Genomic DNA, 15,336 nt, shown 5'->3' with positions numbered 1-15,336 from the left:
AGATATCTACCCTCTACTTTTTTAGGGGGTAGATAGTAATAGTATTACCTAACCATGTTTGTAATTTATCATATATAATTTTTTGTTTTTCGTCAGAAAAATGTCTTATTCTAGTAGCATGATTTGCATTAGGTAATACCATTTTTAAGGCATCAACCTTTTTTTTAGGTATAGGGGCACAAGCGTACCAAGGATCATTTTCGCCGTAAATGTATAAAATTTGGTTCCCTCTATTTTCTACATAATTGCGCACTTTTTTAATATAATTGGGGTTGTAGCTTATATCAATATTTTTAGGAGCGAAACGCTTATTAGAACTACTGGTAACCACTTGAAGCAAATCTTTAACAGGTGTTAAGTCATATCCATAATACCCTAATTCTGTCATATGTTGATAAAAGGAAGGAAGGTAATAGTTATATCCCCAATCACTATAAACAGTAATATCAGAGTTCTTTATTAAAAATTTAAATAATACGTTGATATCATTATTGTTTTCAGGTATTTTATCACACTTACCATCTCCCCATTGCCAAAAAGAAAAAGGAAATTCTAATACAGCATATTCTAAAACTTCATTAAAAGGAACTTCATTAAAAGTAATCTCATTAGTCGTAGCATATTCTTTTAGTAATGGAATTATATCGTTTCTTTTATGTAAAATAGTACGTTGAAATGTTTTAATTTTATCTCTACAAGTTTCATTCTTAATAGTATTTATGAAATCGTTAGTTCTAATATCTTCTGTACCGTTTATCAAAGGAGCTACGTAAGGCACAGTTACATCAATATCATTAGGGAAATTATATTTATAAATTAATGCAGTTTCTCCTCCTTTACTAATACCCGTAGAAATCCATTTATTCTTGTACAAAGATTTTAACTTCTCAACAATAAAGTGATAATCGTTTGTGGCATTATCATTTGTTAGGTATTTCCAAGGAATCTCATCAGGTCTAGATTTTCCGTACATCCTGTATTCTACAATAACTTGATTACCCTTAAAAATCTTGCTTAATTCGGTAGTTCTATTATGGGAAGCATACCCATCTGTAACCAGAATAGTAGGGGTATTATAGTCACTATGTGATATATAAATATATTGCTTAAAAGTACCTTCTTCCGGATGTTTATGATCCAAAAATTGATTTAAAATAACTTGATAAGACTCTATAAAATGATCTTCAGTTTTTATAGTATTAATTTTAGCATTAGGAAAAACTTCTTGTAGTTTACTTTTAAAAGATTTTTTATTATTATTTGTGTTACATGAAAGTAAAACAGTAATAATAAAAGTAAAAAGAAAAGCAGGTATAAACTTCATAAAATAATTTTGTATAAAACTATAGGCTTTCATTTTTTTAAATTAATACTATTTTATCTAAGAGTATGCAAATATTAAGTAGTTTAAGGGTAGATTCTATCGCAAGATTTTAAAAAACGTACATTTAGCTATGGAACAAATTGTACAAATTAATAATCAGTTTATAGAAAGCAATACATCTTTTCAAGAGTTAATAAATGAACTTAAAAAAGCATTTTCGGACAACAAGGTACAAGTACCTTTAAGGCACCATCATGATTTTACAAATCCAAAAGCAACTCAAGACTCAACCTTACTTTTAATGCCTGCTTGGAACCCAGGAAAAACAGCAGGAATAAAAATAGTTACCGTTAGTCCAGAGAACCATCAATTTAACTTACCAGCTATTCATGGAACATATATTTTGTTAAATTCTGTAAACGGAACTATTAAAGCAATTTTAGATGCTAAAAGCTTAACAGCAAAAAGAACCGCGGCTGCTTCTGCTTTAGCATCTTCTTTTTTATCAAGAAAGAACGCAGATTCATTATTAATGATAGGTACAGGAGTTTTAGCTACTAATTTAATAAAAGCGCATTGTACAGTTAGACCAATAAAAAAGGTATATGTTTGGGGAAGAAACTATGAAAAAGCGAAAAAAATAGCAAAGCAGTGTAATAGTAATATTGTAAAAGTAGTACCAGTAGAGACAATAGAAGAAAAAATAAAGGAAGTAGCTATTATATCTTCAGCAACATTATCTAAAATGCCATTAATTAATGGTGATTTATTACAAAAAGGGCAACATATAGATCTTGTAGGAGCTTACAAAAAAGATATGAGAGAAGCTGACAACTCAGCTATACTTAAATCAACAGTTTTTGTGGATACTTTTCAAGGAGGGCTTAAAGAGAGTGGAGATATTGTAATTCCATTAAACCAAGGGGTAATAGAAGAAAAAGATATTAAAGCAGATTTATTTAGGCTGTGTGCTAATAACATTTTAGCTAGGACATCAGAAGAAGAAATTACACTTTTTAAATCAGTAGGTCATGCTTTAGAAGATTTAATAGCGGCAAATTATTATTATAAACAATACATATAATGCATACGAGTAAAACATATAAAAATATTATACAAAAAACAACATTTACTATACCCAAAGATTGGATACAGATAGAAACTATCGACATGCATACTGGAGGAGAACCGTTACGAGTAATAATAAAAGGATTTCCAGACTTAGAAGGGAAATCAGTTTTAGATTATAGACGATTTTGTAAAGAAAATTATGATCATTTACGAACAGCTTTAATGTTTGAACCAAGAGGACATGCAGATATGTATGGATGTATTTTATTACCTCCAAATGATGATGAAGGAGATTTTGGTATTATTTTTTTGCATAATGAAGGGTACTCAACTATGTGTGGTCATGCCATTATTGCAATCTCTACTCTTGCAATACACATGAAATGGATAGAGGTTGTAGAAGGAGAGAATATATTGAAAATAGATGCCCCTTGCGGTAGAATTGTTTCTTATACAGAGGTGAAAAACAATGAAGTAATAGGTGTAAAATTTCATTGTGTACCTAGTTTTGTTGTTGGCTTAGATCGTACAGTAAATGTAAAAGGGCTAGGAGAAGTTACATATGATTTAGCTTATGGTGGAGCTTTTTATGCATATGTAGACATGTGTAAAAATAACTTTGATTTTAATTTATCTGCAAAAAACTATAGAAGTTTAATAAACGCAGGAATGGCTATTAAAAATGAAGTAATGTTGCAAGACCAAGAAATTTTACACCCTTTTGAGGATGATTTAAGCTTTTTATACGGAACTATATTTATTGATAACACTAAACAGGTGTCTGGTAATGATAGTAAAAATGTATGCATTTTTGCAGAAGGAGAAGTAGATAGATGCCCTACAGGATCAGGTGTTTCAGGGCGAATGGCAATTCACAAAGCAAGAAAAGAAATAGATTTTAATCAAGTAATGAGTATTGAAAGTATTACAGGTTCTACTTTTAAAGGTTCTGTAATTTCCGAAGAAAATTATGGAGCATTTAAAGCTGTAATTCCTCAAGTTGAGGGAACCGCATATATAACAGCCGTACAAACTTTTATAATAGATCCAAAAGATCCAATGAAAAAAGGATTTATACTTCGATAAACCCCAAAATATTAATTAATTTTTGTGCATTTTTTAGCTAGCCAAATATTTTCTTCTTTAGTTAAGAGAGGAGAAAGTGTTTGGTAAACTTTGCTATGGTAAGCATTTAACCAGTTTTTTTCATTAATAGTAAGTAAGTTTGCATTAATTAATGTGGTATCAATATAGCATAGTGTTAGTGGTTCAAATTCTAAAAAAATGCCAAAACTAGAAGTCTTTTGTATTTTTGAAAGAACTATATTTTCTATCCTAATACCGAATTCTCCAGAAATATATAATCCTGGTTCAATAGTTGTTAGTTGGTTTTCAAAATGTGAACTTGTACCTCTTTCAGTTACTGTAGTGCTAGCAAATCCTTGGTCTGGTTCGTGTACCATACCAAAACTACCAATACCATGTCCTGTTCCATGTGGGTAATCTAATCCATTTTTCCATAATGGAGCTCTAGCAAAAGCATCTAATTGTACTCCTGTTGTTCCTCTAGGAAAAACAAGTTGTTCAAGTCCAATATAACCTTTTAGAACAGCTGTGTATGCTGTTGTTATTTTTTTACAAGGTGTGCCTCCAAGCCAAATAGTTCTGGTGATATCAGTAGTTCCATCTTCATATTGGGCACCACTATCTAATAATAAAATATTTTCATTTTTTACAAGTAAACAATTGTCTTTAGTAGCAGTGTAGTGAATGATGGCTCCATTTTTTTTATAGCCTACAATTGTAGCAAATGACTCACCTTTATATAAATCCTGTTGTTGCCTAAAATAATTAAGTTTTTGTCCTATTTCATATTCAGAAACAACATTTTTGCAGAGTTTTTTTTCAAGCCAAATGAAAAACTTAGTTAAAGCAACTCCATCTTTAATCATACACCTTTTAGAACCTTCAATCTCAGTAATATTTTTAACTGATTTAAGAGTTTTAGCATAAGATTTTTCAGAAATAAGAATTCCTTTTAAATTAACAAAAGACTCATAATTTAAAGTAGAAAAGTCAACTATGGTTTTTTTATTATAAGTTATTTCAGATAGATAAGTTATGACTTCATCATAGTTTTTTATAAAAACATTATTAGCGTCAAAATCATTAATAACTGGGGGTGTAAATCTCTTTTTATCACAAAAAAAATAAATATCTTGTTTACCTATAAGAGCATAAGCTATAACCAAAGGGGTAAAGTCAACATCACTAGAACGAATGTTAAATAACCAGGCAATCTCATCTAATGATGAGAAGAAATAAAAGTCTACATTTTTATCTTTTAACCTTTCCTGAATTTTTCTAATTTTTGATAAAGTTGAAGCCCCACTGTATTTAATTGAATGATGGTAAATAGGTGTATTAGGTAAACTAGGCCTGTTTATCCATATATTTTTTGCAAAATTAGGTTGATTTTTAAGTTGTATGTTTTTTAAAGTTGTATGTGATGTTAAATAATTTATTTGTGATATGGAAAACAACCTAAAGTCTAAGCCAATACAAGTTTCTGTATCCAGTAAACTACATAACCAAGCTACATGTTCTGGAGCATGAGGAATAGACTGTTTATGTAGTTGTACTTCAGAAGTGTTGCACTCTTCTTCAAACTGTAAAAAATATCTAGAATCAGTCCATAAAGCAGCTCTATCTTTTGTGACAATTAGAGTTCCTGCAGACCCTGTAAAACCAGAAAAGTATTCACGAAGTTTCCAATGATCAGCTACATATTCCGATTGATGAGGGTCAGTTGATGGAATTATAAAAGCATCAATCTTTTGAATAGACATGAAATCACGCAAAGCTTTTAATCTTTCATTAACCATAATAGCTTTTTTAAGAAAAACGTTCAATGTTAAACGGTTTTATATCTAAACTTGTTTTTTTATCATTGATAATTTCAGAAACTAATTTACCCGTAGCAGGACCTAAACTCCATCCCATCATAGCGTGTCCAGCTGCTACAGTTACATTTTTAACCTTTGATAGTCTGCCTATGTAAGGTAAACCATCAGGAGAACAAGGTCGTAAGCCAGTTTCAACCTTGTTTATTTCTTCTTGATTGATGTTCAAATTGTTATAATAACTTTTACTCGCAGTAACTATGGCATGTACTCTTTTTTTGTTGACTTTGGTATTAATACCAGCAATTTCCATCATACCTCCAAAACGTGTAAATCCATTCATAGGAGTAACCGCAACTTTGGCTTCTGTTAAAATAGCAGGAATTGTAATGCCAGTATTATTTGTTACATTGATTCGATATCCCTTACCTGCTTGGATAGGAATATTAATTCCAAGTTTTTTAGCTAGTTTTTGGGTCCAAGATCCGGTGGTTAAAATAAATTCATCTGCTACAAAAGTATTGTTTCCTGTGCTAATTGATATTACTTTACCATCAGAAATATGAAAGTCTAAAACGGCTTCATTAGACAAAAAAGTAACATCATTTTGTTCTAAATATAGTTTCATTTGTTTCATATATTCATTTGGAGTCATATGAGCATCAGAATGGTAATATACCGCCCCTTTAACATTCAATTGAATATTAGGCTCTAATTTTTGAGCGTCTTCTGGAGTTAAATGCTCCACTTTTAATCCTTCTTTAATCCCAAGTTTTCCAACATTCCATTCCTCTTCTCCCATTTTATCAGTTTTGTAATACATCATCAATCCTTTATGCTGATAATGGAAATCAAAATCTTTCGAAGTCTTTATTTCCTCATATAATTCTTTGCTAAATAAATTAATGTTTTTAATAACAGGAATAGAAGCAGCTACTTTTTTATGAGTTGCTGATTGCTTAAAAAACCAAGCCCATTGTAAAAAGTCATAATCTAAACGAGGTTTAATAGACAACGGACTGGTAGAACTAAGCATCCACTTAAGTCCTTTTGTAATCATTCCAGGAGCAGCCAAAGAAACGATATGACTGGGAGTAATGATTCCTGCATTAACAAACGAAGCTCCTGAAGAAAAATCAGATTTTTCAATTACAGTTACTTTGTGTCCTTCTTTTTGAAGGTAATATGCGGTAGATAAACCTATAATTCCTCCGCCAATAACTATGCAATGTTTCAATGAGTTAATTGTTTAATGAGTTAGTGATATAATGAGTTAGTGATATAATGAATTAGTGATATAATGAGTTAGTGATATAATGAATTAGTGATATAATGAGTTGGTGATATAATGAATTAATGATATAATGAATTAATGAAATAAAGAGTTAACGATTAATTGGCTTTTGCATTTTTCCGAGCTTTTGAAACAATTTTGACTATTTCTAAAGATTCTGCCATTAAAGGTTTTAATTTTTTTTCTGGAGCTAATTTTGTGTCTTTTAATAATTCTAACCAAAACAATGTTTCGTCTGCTTCTTCAGATACGATAGACATTTTTGCAAAAAACTCTTTTTGAGAACGAGCAATACAAGCAGCTCTGTAATTTGCAGCTGTTGAAGTTACTGAACGAATTAGTTGTTTTCCTATAATTCTTGTTGCATCAGTTTTTTGAATTTGATTGTATAGTAAAATGATTTTCACTGCTAATTGTTTAGTCCTGTTTTTAATATTTTCAATAAACTCCAATTTAGTATTCATAGCTCTTTTAGTTACTAATTTACTAATTTAATGATTTAATGATTTAATGATTTAATGGTTTGATGGTTTAATGATTTAATGGTTTAATGGAATAATGCGTTAATCTTTTATTTATTCATTATATCATTCATTATATCATTCATTATTTCATTCATTATTTCATTCATTATATCATTATTTCATTCACTGAGCTATTGAATTAAATTACTTGAAAACCATGTGCATACGGATCATCTTCATCATCGATCATAATGTTGTTATACCCATATACTTTCGCCCATCCTTGAATACTCGGAATAATAGCTTGTTTACCATCTAAAGTAGTTTCTTTTTCTACTCTACCAATAAATTTACTTCCAATAAAACTTTCATGAATAAATTCTTCACCGAGTTGCAACTTTCCTTTAGCATATAGCTGCGCTAAACGAGCAGAGGTTCCTGTACCACATGGACTTCTGTCAATCGCTTTATCACCATAAAAAACAGCATTTCTTCCCGATGAGGTTGGGTCAATTGGATTTCCTGTCCATAACATATGAGTTACATCTCTGATTGTATCATTTTCTGGATGGATAAACATATTAGGGTATTTTTTATTAATACGGTCTCTAATAACCTGAGAGTATTGAATAATTGTAGAAGCAGTAAAATCGTGAACTCCTGAAAAGTTTTTTTGAGGATCTACAATTGCATAATAATTTCCTCCATAGGCAACATCAAAAGTAATGTTTCCTAATTCAGGACAGTCTATCGTAAGTCCTTCTGCGGCCAAATAACTTTTTACATTGGTTAGTCGAACCCAATCTACTTTTTTACCAGTTTGTTGGTATTCGATTTCAACCAATCCAGCAGGAGCTTCCATTTTAATCTTCCCAGGTATTTTAGGGTTCACTAAGCCTTCTTCAATAGCTATAGTAATTGTTCCAATGGTTCCATGACCACACATAGGTAAACATCCAGAAGTTTCGATAAATAAAATAGCAAAATCATTGTCTGGGTTATGAGGAGGAAATAAAATGGAACCGCTCATCATATCATGACCACGAGGTTCAAACATTAAACCTTTACGAATCCAATCATATTCTTTAAGGAAGTGTTGGCGTTTTTCGCTCATGTTATTGCCTATTAAATTAGGCCCTCCACCAGCAACTACCCTAACGGGGTTACCACAAGTATGTGCATCAACACAAAAAAAAGTTTTTTTCATCTTAAATTGAATCGCCAGCTTGTATTCTGTTGTAGAAAAAACCCTTCAAATTTTTCTATTTGGAAAGACGAAGCTGGCTTTATTTCAATTTCTTTAGATGCCCCAAAAGTAAGGTTTTGGAATCAGATATTTTCTAAAGAAATTATTAAAATTTGTTATATTATTTGTTCTTTTGTTAGTGTACCGTTAATAGAACGTAAAATTAGTAAGGGGTTTTCGTTTTTTAGTGCTTCCGGTAATATCTTGTTGGGCCAATCTTGATAACTAAAAGGACGTACCCAACGTTTAATAGAGTTAATTCCTACTGCTGTGAATCGACTGTCTGTAGATGCAGGATAGGGACCTCCATGAACCATTGAAGGGCACACTTCTACGCCAGTAGGAACACCGTTAAAAATAATTCTTCCAACTCGGTTCTGTAAGGCAGCAATTACAGTTGGGTAGTTTGCTACTTCGTCGTCATCAGAAATAACAGTTCCAGTAAGTTGTCCTTCTAAATTTGAAATTATTTCTTCTAACTGTTTCTCGTTTTCACACTGTACTACCATAGAATAAGGACCAAATACTTCTTGGTGTAAAGTTGGATTGTCTAAAAAAGTGTTTCCTTCAACTGTTGTAACTACTTGAGATGCATAGTTGGCTTGTGTTTCTTCTTTATGGTTGGCAACTACAGTTAAGCCTGCTTGAGCAATCGCTTTGGTTTTGTTATGCTCATATGCTCCAATAATGTTAGGATGTAGCATACAAGTTGGATTGATTTCCACAATTTTTTTAGCTAAAGAGCTAATAAAACTATCCAAACCATCACTTTTTATTCCTAAGATTAACCCGGGATTTGTACAAAATTGCCCCGTACCCAACGTAATAGAATTAGCATAAGTAGTTGCTAAGTTTTCGGCTCTATTTTGCAATGCTTTAGGAAGCATAACAACTGGGTTAATACTTCCCATTTCAGCAAATACAGGGATTGGCTCTTCTCGTTTGGCAGCCAAATCTAACAAAGCTCTACCGCCTCGGATGCTCCCTGTAAAGCCAACAGCTTTTACCTTTGGATGTGCCACTAATTGCTGCCCTACTTCAATACCACTCGAATTTAAGTTAGAAAAAACACCATTCGGCATTCCTGTTTTTTCTGCGGCATTAATAATAGCCGAAGCTATAAGTTCACCTGTACCTGCATGCATTGGATGCGACTTAACTATTACAGGGCAACCAGCAGCTAAAGCTGCTGCGGTATCTCCACCCGCTGTAGAATAAGCAAGAGGGAAATTACTAGCACCAAAAACGACTACGGGACCTAAAGGGATATTCATTTTTCGTAAATCGGACTTAGGGTTTGGTTCTCTATCTGGAACAGCAGTATCAATAGTAGCCTCTACCCATGAGCCTTCTTCCACTAAATCAGCGAAAGAGCGTAATTGAAAGACAGTTCTTCCTCGTTCTCCTTTTGCTCGCCCTTCAGGCAAACCAGATTCAGCACAATACGTTTGTATCAATTCATTATCTAAGGCTAAAATTTCATCAGCAATAGCATTTAAAAATTCAGCTTTTCTTTTACCAGAAATAGTCTGGTACTCTTTAAAGGCAATTGCCGCTAAATCGACAGCATCATTAATTTCTTTTGGAGTCGCTTCAGTAAAAATAGATTTATTTTCCTGATTAGATTCAGGATTGAATGTTTTGTACGTCTTATGGCCTGAGGCAACTAATTGGTTTCCTATGTGGTTTTTTCCTGTAATCATGTTCAAAGAATTAATGAATTAATGAGTAAATGAATTAATGAGTAAATGAGTAAATGAATTAATGAGTAAATGATGAAGCTTTAAATTGCAAACGATTTATAATCAGGTAATGTAGGTCTGTTTTTTAAGCCAGTTTTAATTACCTCTAAAACCTGTTTACGTTCTTCACCAATTAAAGGTAACCTAGGTGCTCGCACATTTTCAGTACCAATACCTGTCGCTACTTCTGCTAGTTTTATGTTTTGTACTAATTTAGGGTTTATATCTAACTCTAACAACGGTAAAAACCAACGATAAATTTCTAAAGCTTCTTGTATGCGTCCAGCTTTTTGTAGTTCATAAATAGCGACGGTTTCTTTAGGAAAAGCACAAACCAACCCTGCAATCCATCCATCAGCTCCCATTAATAGACTTTCTAAAGCTAGTGTATCAACACCTGTCATTATTTTTAAACGATCTCCAAAACGATTTTTAATTCTAGTTACGTTAGAAATATCCCTGGTAGATTCTTTTACAGCTTCGATGTTGTTGCATTTTAATAATTCGTCAAACATATCTAGTGTAACTTCAATTTTATAGTCTACAGGGTTGTTATATACCATAATTGGAAGCGATGTATTAGTTGCAACCGCTTTGAAATATTCAACAGTTTCTCTATCTCCAGACTTATAGCGCATAGGAGGGAGCATCATTAATCCCTTAGCACCATCTTCTTCCGCTTTTTGAGCGGCTTCGATGGCTCCCTTAGTCGTTTGTTCAGCTATGTTTATTAATACCGGAACTTGGTTATTAACTAATTGAACCGTAGTTTTTGTAAGTGTTCTTTTTTCGTCATCAGACAATGTACTGGCCTCTCCTAAAGTGCCACCTAATACGATTCCATGCACACCAGCATCAAGCTGCGCTTTTATGTTTACTTCAAACATTGGTAAGTCTAAAGTATCATTATTTGTAAATTTTGTTGTCACCGCTGGCATTACACCCTTCCAATTTATACTCATCGTAATATTGTTTTTTTATTGCAAAGTTATGTGTAAGGAACAGAGAGTTTTAGTTTCAAATTATCTTAAAATAATACTATATTACCCTGTTGTGTATTTTTGTATGTATTTATTAATAGTATTTGCATATTTTTGATTGAGAGTAGTAATTTTATTCATGAAAGTTTTACCTTTTAAAATACCAAAAACTCAAAATATTGGATTAATTTATCAAGAAGATAAAGAACAATATTTTTATGATAAGTTTCACCAGCATGAAGAAATACAGTTGTGTATAATAGTGAAGGGCGAAGGGACATTGGTTGTTGGTGATACAATTAATAAATATGCATCAGGAGATGTTTTAGTGATAGGAAGTAACTTACCACATGTTTTTAAAAGTGATGCTTCTGTTATTAAAGAATCTTTTATGATTTCGCTTTTTTTTACAAAAGATTCGTTTGGAAAGAGTTTTTTCTTGCTGGATGATTTTAAAGAGTTAACTCCTTTTTTTGAGAAAACGACTACAGGGATTAAACTTCTTGAGAATAGAGAAACAGTGATGAACCTTTTATTACCGTTACAGAAATCAACGAATCTCGATCGGTTTATAGGGCTACTTAAAGTGTTAAAAATATTAGTAAATTCAAAAACAACTGAATTGGCTAACTTCATTTATCCAAAGAAGTATACCGATAACGAGGGGAAGAGAATGCGTAATGTAATGGATTTTACAATGAATAACTTTGATAAAAATATAGACTTATACGAAATTGCTGAAAAGGCAAACATGACTCCTAATGCTTTTTGTAGGTATTTTAAGCAGCGTACAAATAAGACATATTTTACTTTTTTAAATGAGTTACGAATAGAAAATGCCTGTAAATTATTAGTTTCAGATAAAAGTCAACCAATTAGTTCTATAGCCTACAGATGTGGTTTTAATAATTTATCTAATTTTAATAGGAAGTTTAAAGAAGTAAAAAATGTAAGTCCCTCTACGTTTAAGAAAAATAATTGATCTTAAATGCTTTATTTAAGTTAAAACTCGCCTTATTTTTAAAATTTAACATAAAATATAATATCTCTTAACTATATTTGGAGTTCTTTTACTATTAACAAAATTTATGGGGGGAAGAATTGCTACTATTACTTTTTTATTTTTATGCGTAATCTATAGAGTTTCAGGACAAGAAACATTACCTATTTACGCCGATTATTTATCAGACAATGTTTATTTATTGCACCCAGCAGCTGCTGGTATAGGAGATTGTGGAAAAATAAGATTAACCGCACGCCAACAATGGTTAGGAGTAGACGATGCTCCTGCTTTGCAAACAGCAAGTTTTCATGCAAAATTAGGAGAATACTCTAATACAGGACTTGGAGTAATTCTTTTTAATGATAAGAATGGATATCATTCACAAAAGGGCGTCCAAGGTACCTATGCTTATCATATAGATATGGGGAATGAAAACCTTTTTAACCAACTATCTTTTGGATTGTCTTTTTCTGTGGTTCAGAATGAAAGAGATCAAAGAACTTTTGTAAATGATCCTACAGTAAGTCAGGTTATAGAAAGTGATTTTTATTTTAATGCCGATTTTGGGATGGCATATCATAAAAATGGATTGTCATCTTATCTTACTGTAAAAAACATTTTTTTATCAGCAAAGAATAATTTAAATCCAGATTTTGAATCATACAATCTTAGAAATTATATTCTGGGCGGAGGGTATTTTTTTGGAGATAGGGAAAAGTTACAATTTGAGCCCTCATTAATGTTTCAATATAAAGAACAAACTGAAGAAAAAATAGCGGATATAAATTTCAAAGTATACAAAACGCTAAATGCAACTCAGTTATGGGCTGCCTTATCTTACAGAAGGAGCTTTGGAGGCAATGTTTTTGGAGATTCTCAATATATAACACCTATAATAGGGGTTAATTATAAAAAGTGGATGTTTTCATATACCTATACACAACAAACAGGAGATGTGGTATTTTCTAACGGAGGTTTTCATCAATTATCATTAGGAATCAACTTATTCTGTATTAAAAGAAGAGCTGCTGCCTGTCCTAATATCAATGGAAGTTTTACGTATTAAAAATCCAAGAAGCTTATTGTGCTATTTGTATAGTTTTTCAACATAGATTTTAAAACATCAGCCTCTTTGTTAATATAAAATGTATTTTTGGAGATTTTATTATTGTTGTTCAGTAAATTTTGTTGTAGTAAAACATTTTTTACCTGTCTGGCTACAGCCTCACCAGAATCGATAATTGTTACATTTTTACCCGTAATTTTTTGTATTTGAGGTAATAAATAAGGGTAATGAGTACACCCTAAAACAATATAGTCACATTTTTTATCTAGCATCGGCGTTAGGTACTTTTTTAGTAAAAAAGTCATCTTATCAGAATAGATATTGCCATTTTCTATAAGTTCAACTAATCCTTCTCCTACTTGTTCAATAATGTTAATTTGATCGTTTAAGCTCGAGGTTGTTTTTTCAAACAAAGCACTATTTAGCGTACCTTTAGTAGCTAATATGCCAATAGTACCCGTTTGGGTTTGTAAGGAAGCAGGTTTTATCGCAGGCTCTATACCTATAAAAGGTATTTTATAATTAGACCTTAGGTATTCAATCGCATTCGTAGTAGCTGTATTACAAGCAACAACTATAATTTTGGCCCCTTTCTCAATTAAAAATTCGGTGTTTTTAATTGATAAATTAACTATTTCTTGTGTTGATTTTTGACCATAAGGAGCATTCTTACTATCAGATAAATAAATAGTATCTTCTTGTGGGAGTAGTTGATGGATTTCTTTCCAAATAGACGTACCACCAATACCAGAATCAAAAATACCAATTGGTTGTTGTGTAATCGTTTTCATACGTATAACAAAAATAAAAATCCTGCTGTTTAAACAGCAGGATTTTTATATAAATATATTGTGATTTATTAGAATCCTAATTTAGCTCTAACCGCATCGTAAATATCTTCTCCTTTGTCGTAAACGATCAAACCTTTACCAGGAGCAGCATCTAAAACATAAATAATTCCTTTTTCAGCAGCTACAGCTTTAATTGCATCTTCAGCTTTCTTTAAAATAGGAATAGTTTTTTCTTGGTATTTTTTTTGCATTTCCTTACCCGCAGTTTGTTCTGCCTGGCTAATTCTCAATCTTTCTTGTTGAACTTCAACAGCTCTTTTTTGGTTAACTTCTTGTGTTTGACTTTTACCTTCAGCTTCGTATTTCTTCATCTTAGCCTCTAGTTTCTTATACATAGTTTCAATGTCGTCACGGTATGTTTTATTAAGCTTTTCTAATTCTGCTTTCATAGCTTTGGTAGCAGGCATTTCAGCTAATAATTTATCAGTGTTAATATGTGCAGTTTTTTGTGCATTCGCCACACCACCTAATCCAATCGTAAAAATTGCAACTAATAATAACGTTTTTAAATGTTTCATCTTTGTTTAATTTAATTAATGTTATTTTATTCTTGATTTATTTGTTCTCTTTTGTTTCTTCTTCTTTTTTCTTTCTTGCTTCTTCCTGAGCTTTTAACAACGCTTTTCTCTTCTCTTGCAAAAGCTTTCTTTTGTTCGCTCTTTCTTCTAAACGTTGTTTTCTTTTTTCTTCAATTTGCTTAATTTTAGCAAGCCTATCAGCTTCTTTTTTCTTTTTTAAATCTTCTCTTTTAGCTAATTTTTCTTTTTGTTCATCACTTAAATCATCATTTTTAAGTAAGGCTTTTTTAGCTTCTATTTTATCTTTTTTAGCTTGTCTTTTTTGATCAATGTTAATCATTTGAACAATAAGGTCGCTAATATCGTGTTTTTTGTTGGAATATAGCATAACTAAATCGCTAGATTTGTCAAAAACAAAGTCGTACTTTTTTCTAGAAGCAATAGTCTGTACAGCGTTGTATACTTGGTCTTGCACAGGTTTAACCAATTGCTTTCTTAAGTTGTACATATCGCCATTTGGGCCAAAATATAAAGACTCTAATCTTCGTAAAGATTCTTGCTTTATGCTAATGTCTTCTTCACGCTCTTCGATTAAATCTTTAGTTAAAATGGCTTTCTCATTTGTTAAATCAGTTTTTAAAACTTCAATAGCACGAGCCTCTTTGTCTAATCTAGTTTTCCATTTTTCAACTTTTGCATCGAGAGAGTTTTGTGCTTCTAAGTATGCAGGGATACTTTGAAGAATATACTCCATGTCAATATAAGCTATGCGTTGATTTTTTTGGGCAACGGTTATACTTGCTATAAGTAAAAGAACGATTGATAAAATATTTTTTTTCATCTTGTATAATGTGTTTAGAAAAAACCGTGCCAA

Annotated in this window: 14 protein-coding genes; 4 read left to right on the top strand and 10 right to left on the bottom strand. The window is 31.7% G+C overall.

Translation table 11 applies throughout. The annotated features are described in order from the left end of the window. Positions 1 to 13: 13 nt before the first annotated feature. A complete protein-coding gene (locus V1T75_RS05970; RefSeq protein ID WP_330487644.1) occupies positions 14 to 1,324 on the bottom strand; it encodes a S28 family serine protease in 1,311 nt (436 codons plus the stop codon). Between the two features lie 130 nt (positions 1,325 to 1,454). On the opposite strand from V1T75_RS05970, the gene V1T75_RS05965 reads away from it, so the two are divergent. Together V1T75_RS05965 and V1T75_RS05960 are read left to right on the top strand one after the other, a co-directional pair. Continuing rightward, a complete protein-coding gene (locus tag V1T75_RS05965; protein WP_330487643.1) occupies positions 1,455 to 2,408 on the top strand; it encodes an ornithine cyclodeaminase family protein in 954 nt (317 codons plus the stop codon). After that, entirely contained in the window at positions 2,408 to 3,481 is a 1,074-nt protein-coding gene (locus V1T75_RS05960; RefSeq protein WP_330487642.1) for a proline racemase family protein, read from the top strand. The genes V1T75_RS05965 and V1T75_RS05960 overlap by 1 nt, the downstream gene beginning before the upstream one ends. Before the next feature lie 11 nt (positions 3,482 to 3,492). Here V1T75_RS05960 and V1T75_RS05955 read toward each other — a convergent pair whose 3' ends face one another. The 6 genes from V1T75_RS05955 to V1T75_RS05930 form a co-directional block, all read right to left on the bottom strand. Continuing rightward, complete coding sequence (locus V1T75_RS05955) at positions 3,493 to 5,280, bottom strand: aminopeptidase P family protein (RefSeq protein WP_330487641.1); 1,788 nt, start codon at positions 5,278 to 5,280, stop codon at positions 3,493 to 3,495. Positions 5,281 to 5,290: 10 nt separating this feature from the next. After that, entirely contained in the window at positions 5,291 to 6,535 is a 1,245-nt protein-coding gene (locus V1T75_RS05950) for an NAD(P)/FAD-dependent oxidoreductase (RefSeq protein ID WP_330487640.1), read from the bottom strand. Between the two features lie 155 nt (positions 6,536 to 6,690). After that, the gene (locus tag V1T75_RS05945) at positions 6,691 to 7,056 is read right to left on the bottom strand and encodes a four helix bundle protein (RefSeq protein ID WP_330487639.1); all 366 of its coding nucleotides are present in this window, start codon (positions 7,054 to 7,056) and stop codon (positions 6,691 to 6,693) included. A gap of 199 nt (positions 7,057 to 7,255) precedes the next feature. Next, on the bottom strand, positions 7,256 to 8,263 hold the full coding sequence (locus V1T75_RS05940) for a 4-hydroxyproline epimerase (RefSeq protein WP_330487638.1): 1,008 nt from the start codon (positions 8,261 to 8,263) through the stop codon (positions 7,256 to 7,258). A gap of 155 nt (positions 8,264 to 8,418) precedes the next feature. Beyond that, entirely contained in the window at positions 8,419 to 10,005 is a 1,587-nt protein-coding gene (locus V1T75_RS05935; RefSeq protein ID WP_330487637.1) for an aldehyde dehydrogenase (NADP(+)), read from the bottom strand. Between the two features lie 80 nt (positions 10,006 to 10,085). Next, on the bottom strand, positions 10,086 to 11,006 hold the full coding sequence (locus tag V1T75_RS05930; protein WP_330487636.1) for a dihydrodipicolinate synthase family protein: 921 nt from the start codon (positions 11,004 to 11,006) through the stop codon (positions 10,086 to 10,088). A gap of 157 nt (positions 11,007 to 11,163) precedes the next feature. Between V1T75_RS05930 and V1T75_RS05925 the strand changes: the two genes are divergently transcribed. Both V1T75_RS05925 and V1T75_RS05920 read left to right on the top strand, forming a co-directional pair. Continuing rightward, entirely contained in the window at positions 11,164 to 12,006 is an 843-nt protein-coding gene (locus V1T75_RS05925) for an AraC family transcriptional regulator (protein ID WP_330487635.1), read from the top strand. A 106-nt stretch (positions 12,007 to 12,112) separates the two neighbouring features. Continuing rightward, positions 12,113 to 13,093, top strand: a complete 981-nt coding sequence (locus V1T75_RS05920) for a PorP/SprF family type IX secretion system membrane protein (RefSeq protein ID WP_330487634.1) — start codon at positions 12,113 to 12,115, stop codon at positions 13,091 to 13,093. Here V1T75_RS05920 and murI read toward each other — a convergent pair. The 3 genes from murI to V1T75_RS05905 form a co-directional block, all read right to left on the bottom strand. Then, positions 13,090 to 13,884, bottom strand: coding sequence for a glutamate racemase (gene murI / locus V1T75_RS05915; protein ID WP_330487633.1), 795 nt, complete (start codon positions 13,882 to 13,884; stop codon positions 13,090 to 13,092). The two genes, V1T75_RS05920 and murI, sit on opposite strands and share 4 nt — an antisense overlap. Positions 13,885 to 13,952: 68 nt before the next feature. Further along, positions 13,953 to 14,462 (bottom strand): OmpH family outer membrane protein, encoded by a 510-nt coding sequence (locus V1T75_RS05910; protein WP_330487632.1) that lies wholly within the window; start codon positions 14,460 to 14,462, stop codon positions 13,953 to 13,955. A 37-nt stretch (positions 14,463 to 14,499) separates the two neighbouring features. Then, complete coding sequence (locus V1T75_RS05905) at positions 14,500 to 15,303, bottom strand: OmpH family outer membrane protein (protein ID WP_330487631.1); 804 nt, start codon at positions 15,301 to 15,303, stop codon at positions 14,500 to 14,502. Positions 15,304 to 15,336 lie beyond the last annotated feature (33 nt).

This window comes from Tenacibaculum sp. FZY0031, from assembly GCF_036350695.1.
In the GTDB taxonomy this organism is placed as follows: domain Bacteria; phylum Bacteroidota; class Bacteroidia; order Flavobacteriales; family Flavobacteriaceae; genus Polaribacter.
Note: the sequence above shows the minus strand (reverse complement) of the source record. Positions and strands in the feature narration are given on the sequence as shown.

What these genes read in the sequence shown, in the direction of transcription:
- V1T75_RS05970 (WP_330487644.1), bottom strand. Translation starts at nt 1,324, where the DNA reads ATGAAGTTTATACCTGCTTTTCTTTTTACTTTTATTATTACTGTTTTA.
- V1T75_RS05965 (WP_330487643.1), top strand. Translation starts at nt 1,455, where the DNA reads ATGGAACAAATTGTACAAATTAATAATCAGTTTATAGAAAGCAATACA.
- V1T75_RS05960 (WP_330487642.1), top strand. Translation starts at nt 2,408, where the DNA reads ATGCATACGAGTAAAACATATAAAAATATTATACAAAAAACAACATTT.
- V1T75_RS05955 (WP_330487641.1), bottom strand. Translation starts at nt 5,280, where the DNA reads ATGGTTAATGAAAGATTAAAAGCTTTGCGTGATTTCATGTCTATTCAA.
- V1T75_RS05945 (WP_330487639.1), bottom strand. Translation starts at nt 7,056, where the DNA reads ATGAATACTAAATTGGAGTTTATTGAAAATATTAAAAACAGGACTAAA.
- V1T75_RS05940 (WP_330487638.1), bottom strand. Translation starts at nt 8,263, where the DNA reads ATGAAAAAAACTTTTTTTTGTGTTGATGCACATACTTGTGGTAACCCC.
- V1T75_RS05935 (WP_330487637.1), bottom strand. Translation starts at nt 10,005, where the DNA reads ATGATTACAGGAAAAAACCACATAGGAAACCAATTAGTTGCCTCAGGC.
- V1T75_RS05930 (WP_330487636.1), bottom strand. Translation starts at nt 11,006, where the DNA reads ATGAGTATAAATTGGAAGGGTGTAATGCCAGCGGTGACAACAAAATTT.
- V1T75_RS05925 (WP_330487635.1), top strand. Translation starts at nt 11,164, where the DNA reads ATGAAAGTTTTACCTTTTAAAATACCAAAAACTCAAAATATTGGATTA.
- V1T75_RS05920 (WP_330487634.1), top strand. Translation starts at nt 12,113, where the DNA reads ATGGGGGGAAGAATTGCTACTATTACTTTTTTATTTTTATGCGTAATC.
- murI (WP_330487633.1), bottom strand. Translation starts at nt 13,884, where the DNA reads ATGAAAACGATTACACAACAACCAATTGGTATTTTTGATTCTGGTATT.
- V1T75_RS05910 (WP_330487632.1), bottom strand. Translation starts at nt 14,462, where the DNA reads ATGAAACATTTAAAAACGTTATTATTAGTTGCAATTTTTACGATTGGA.
- V1T75_RS05905 (WP_330487631.1), bottom strand. Translation starts at nt 15,303, where the DNA reads ATGAAAAAAAATATTTTATCAATCGTTCTTTTACTTATAGCAAGTATA.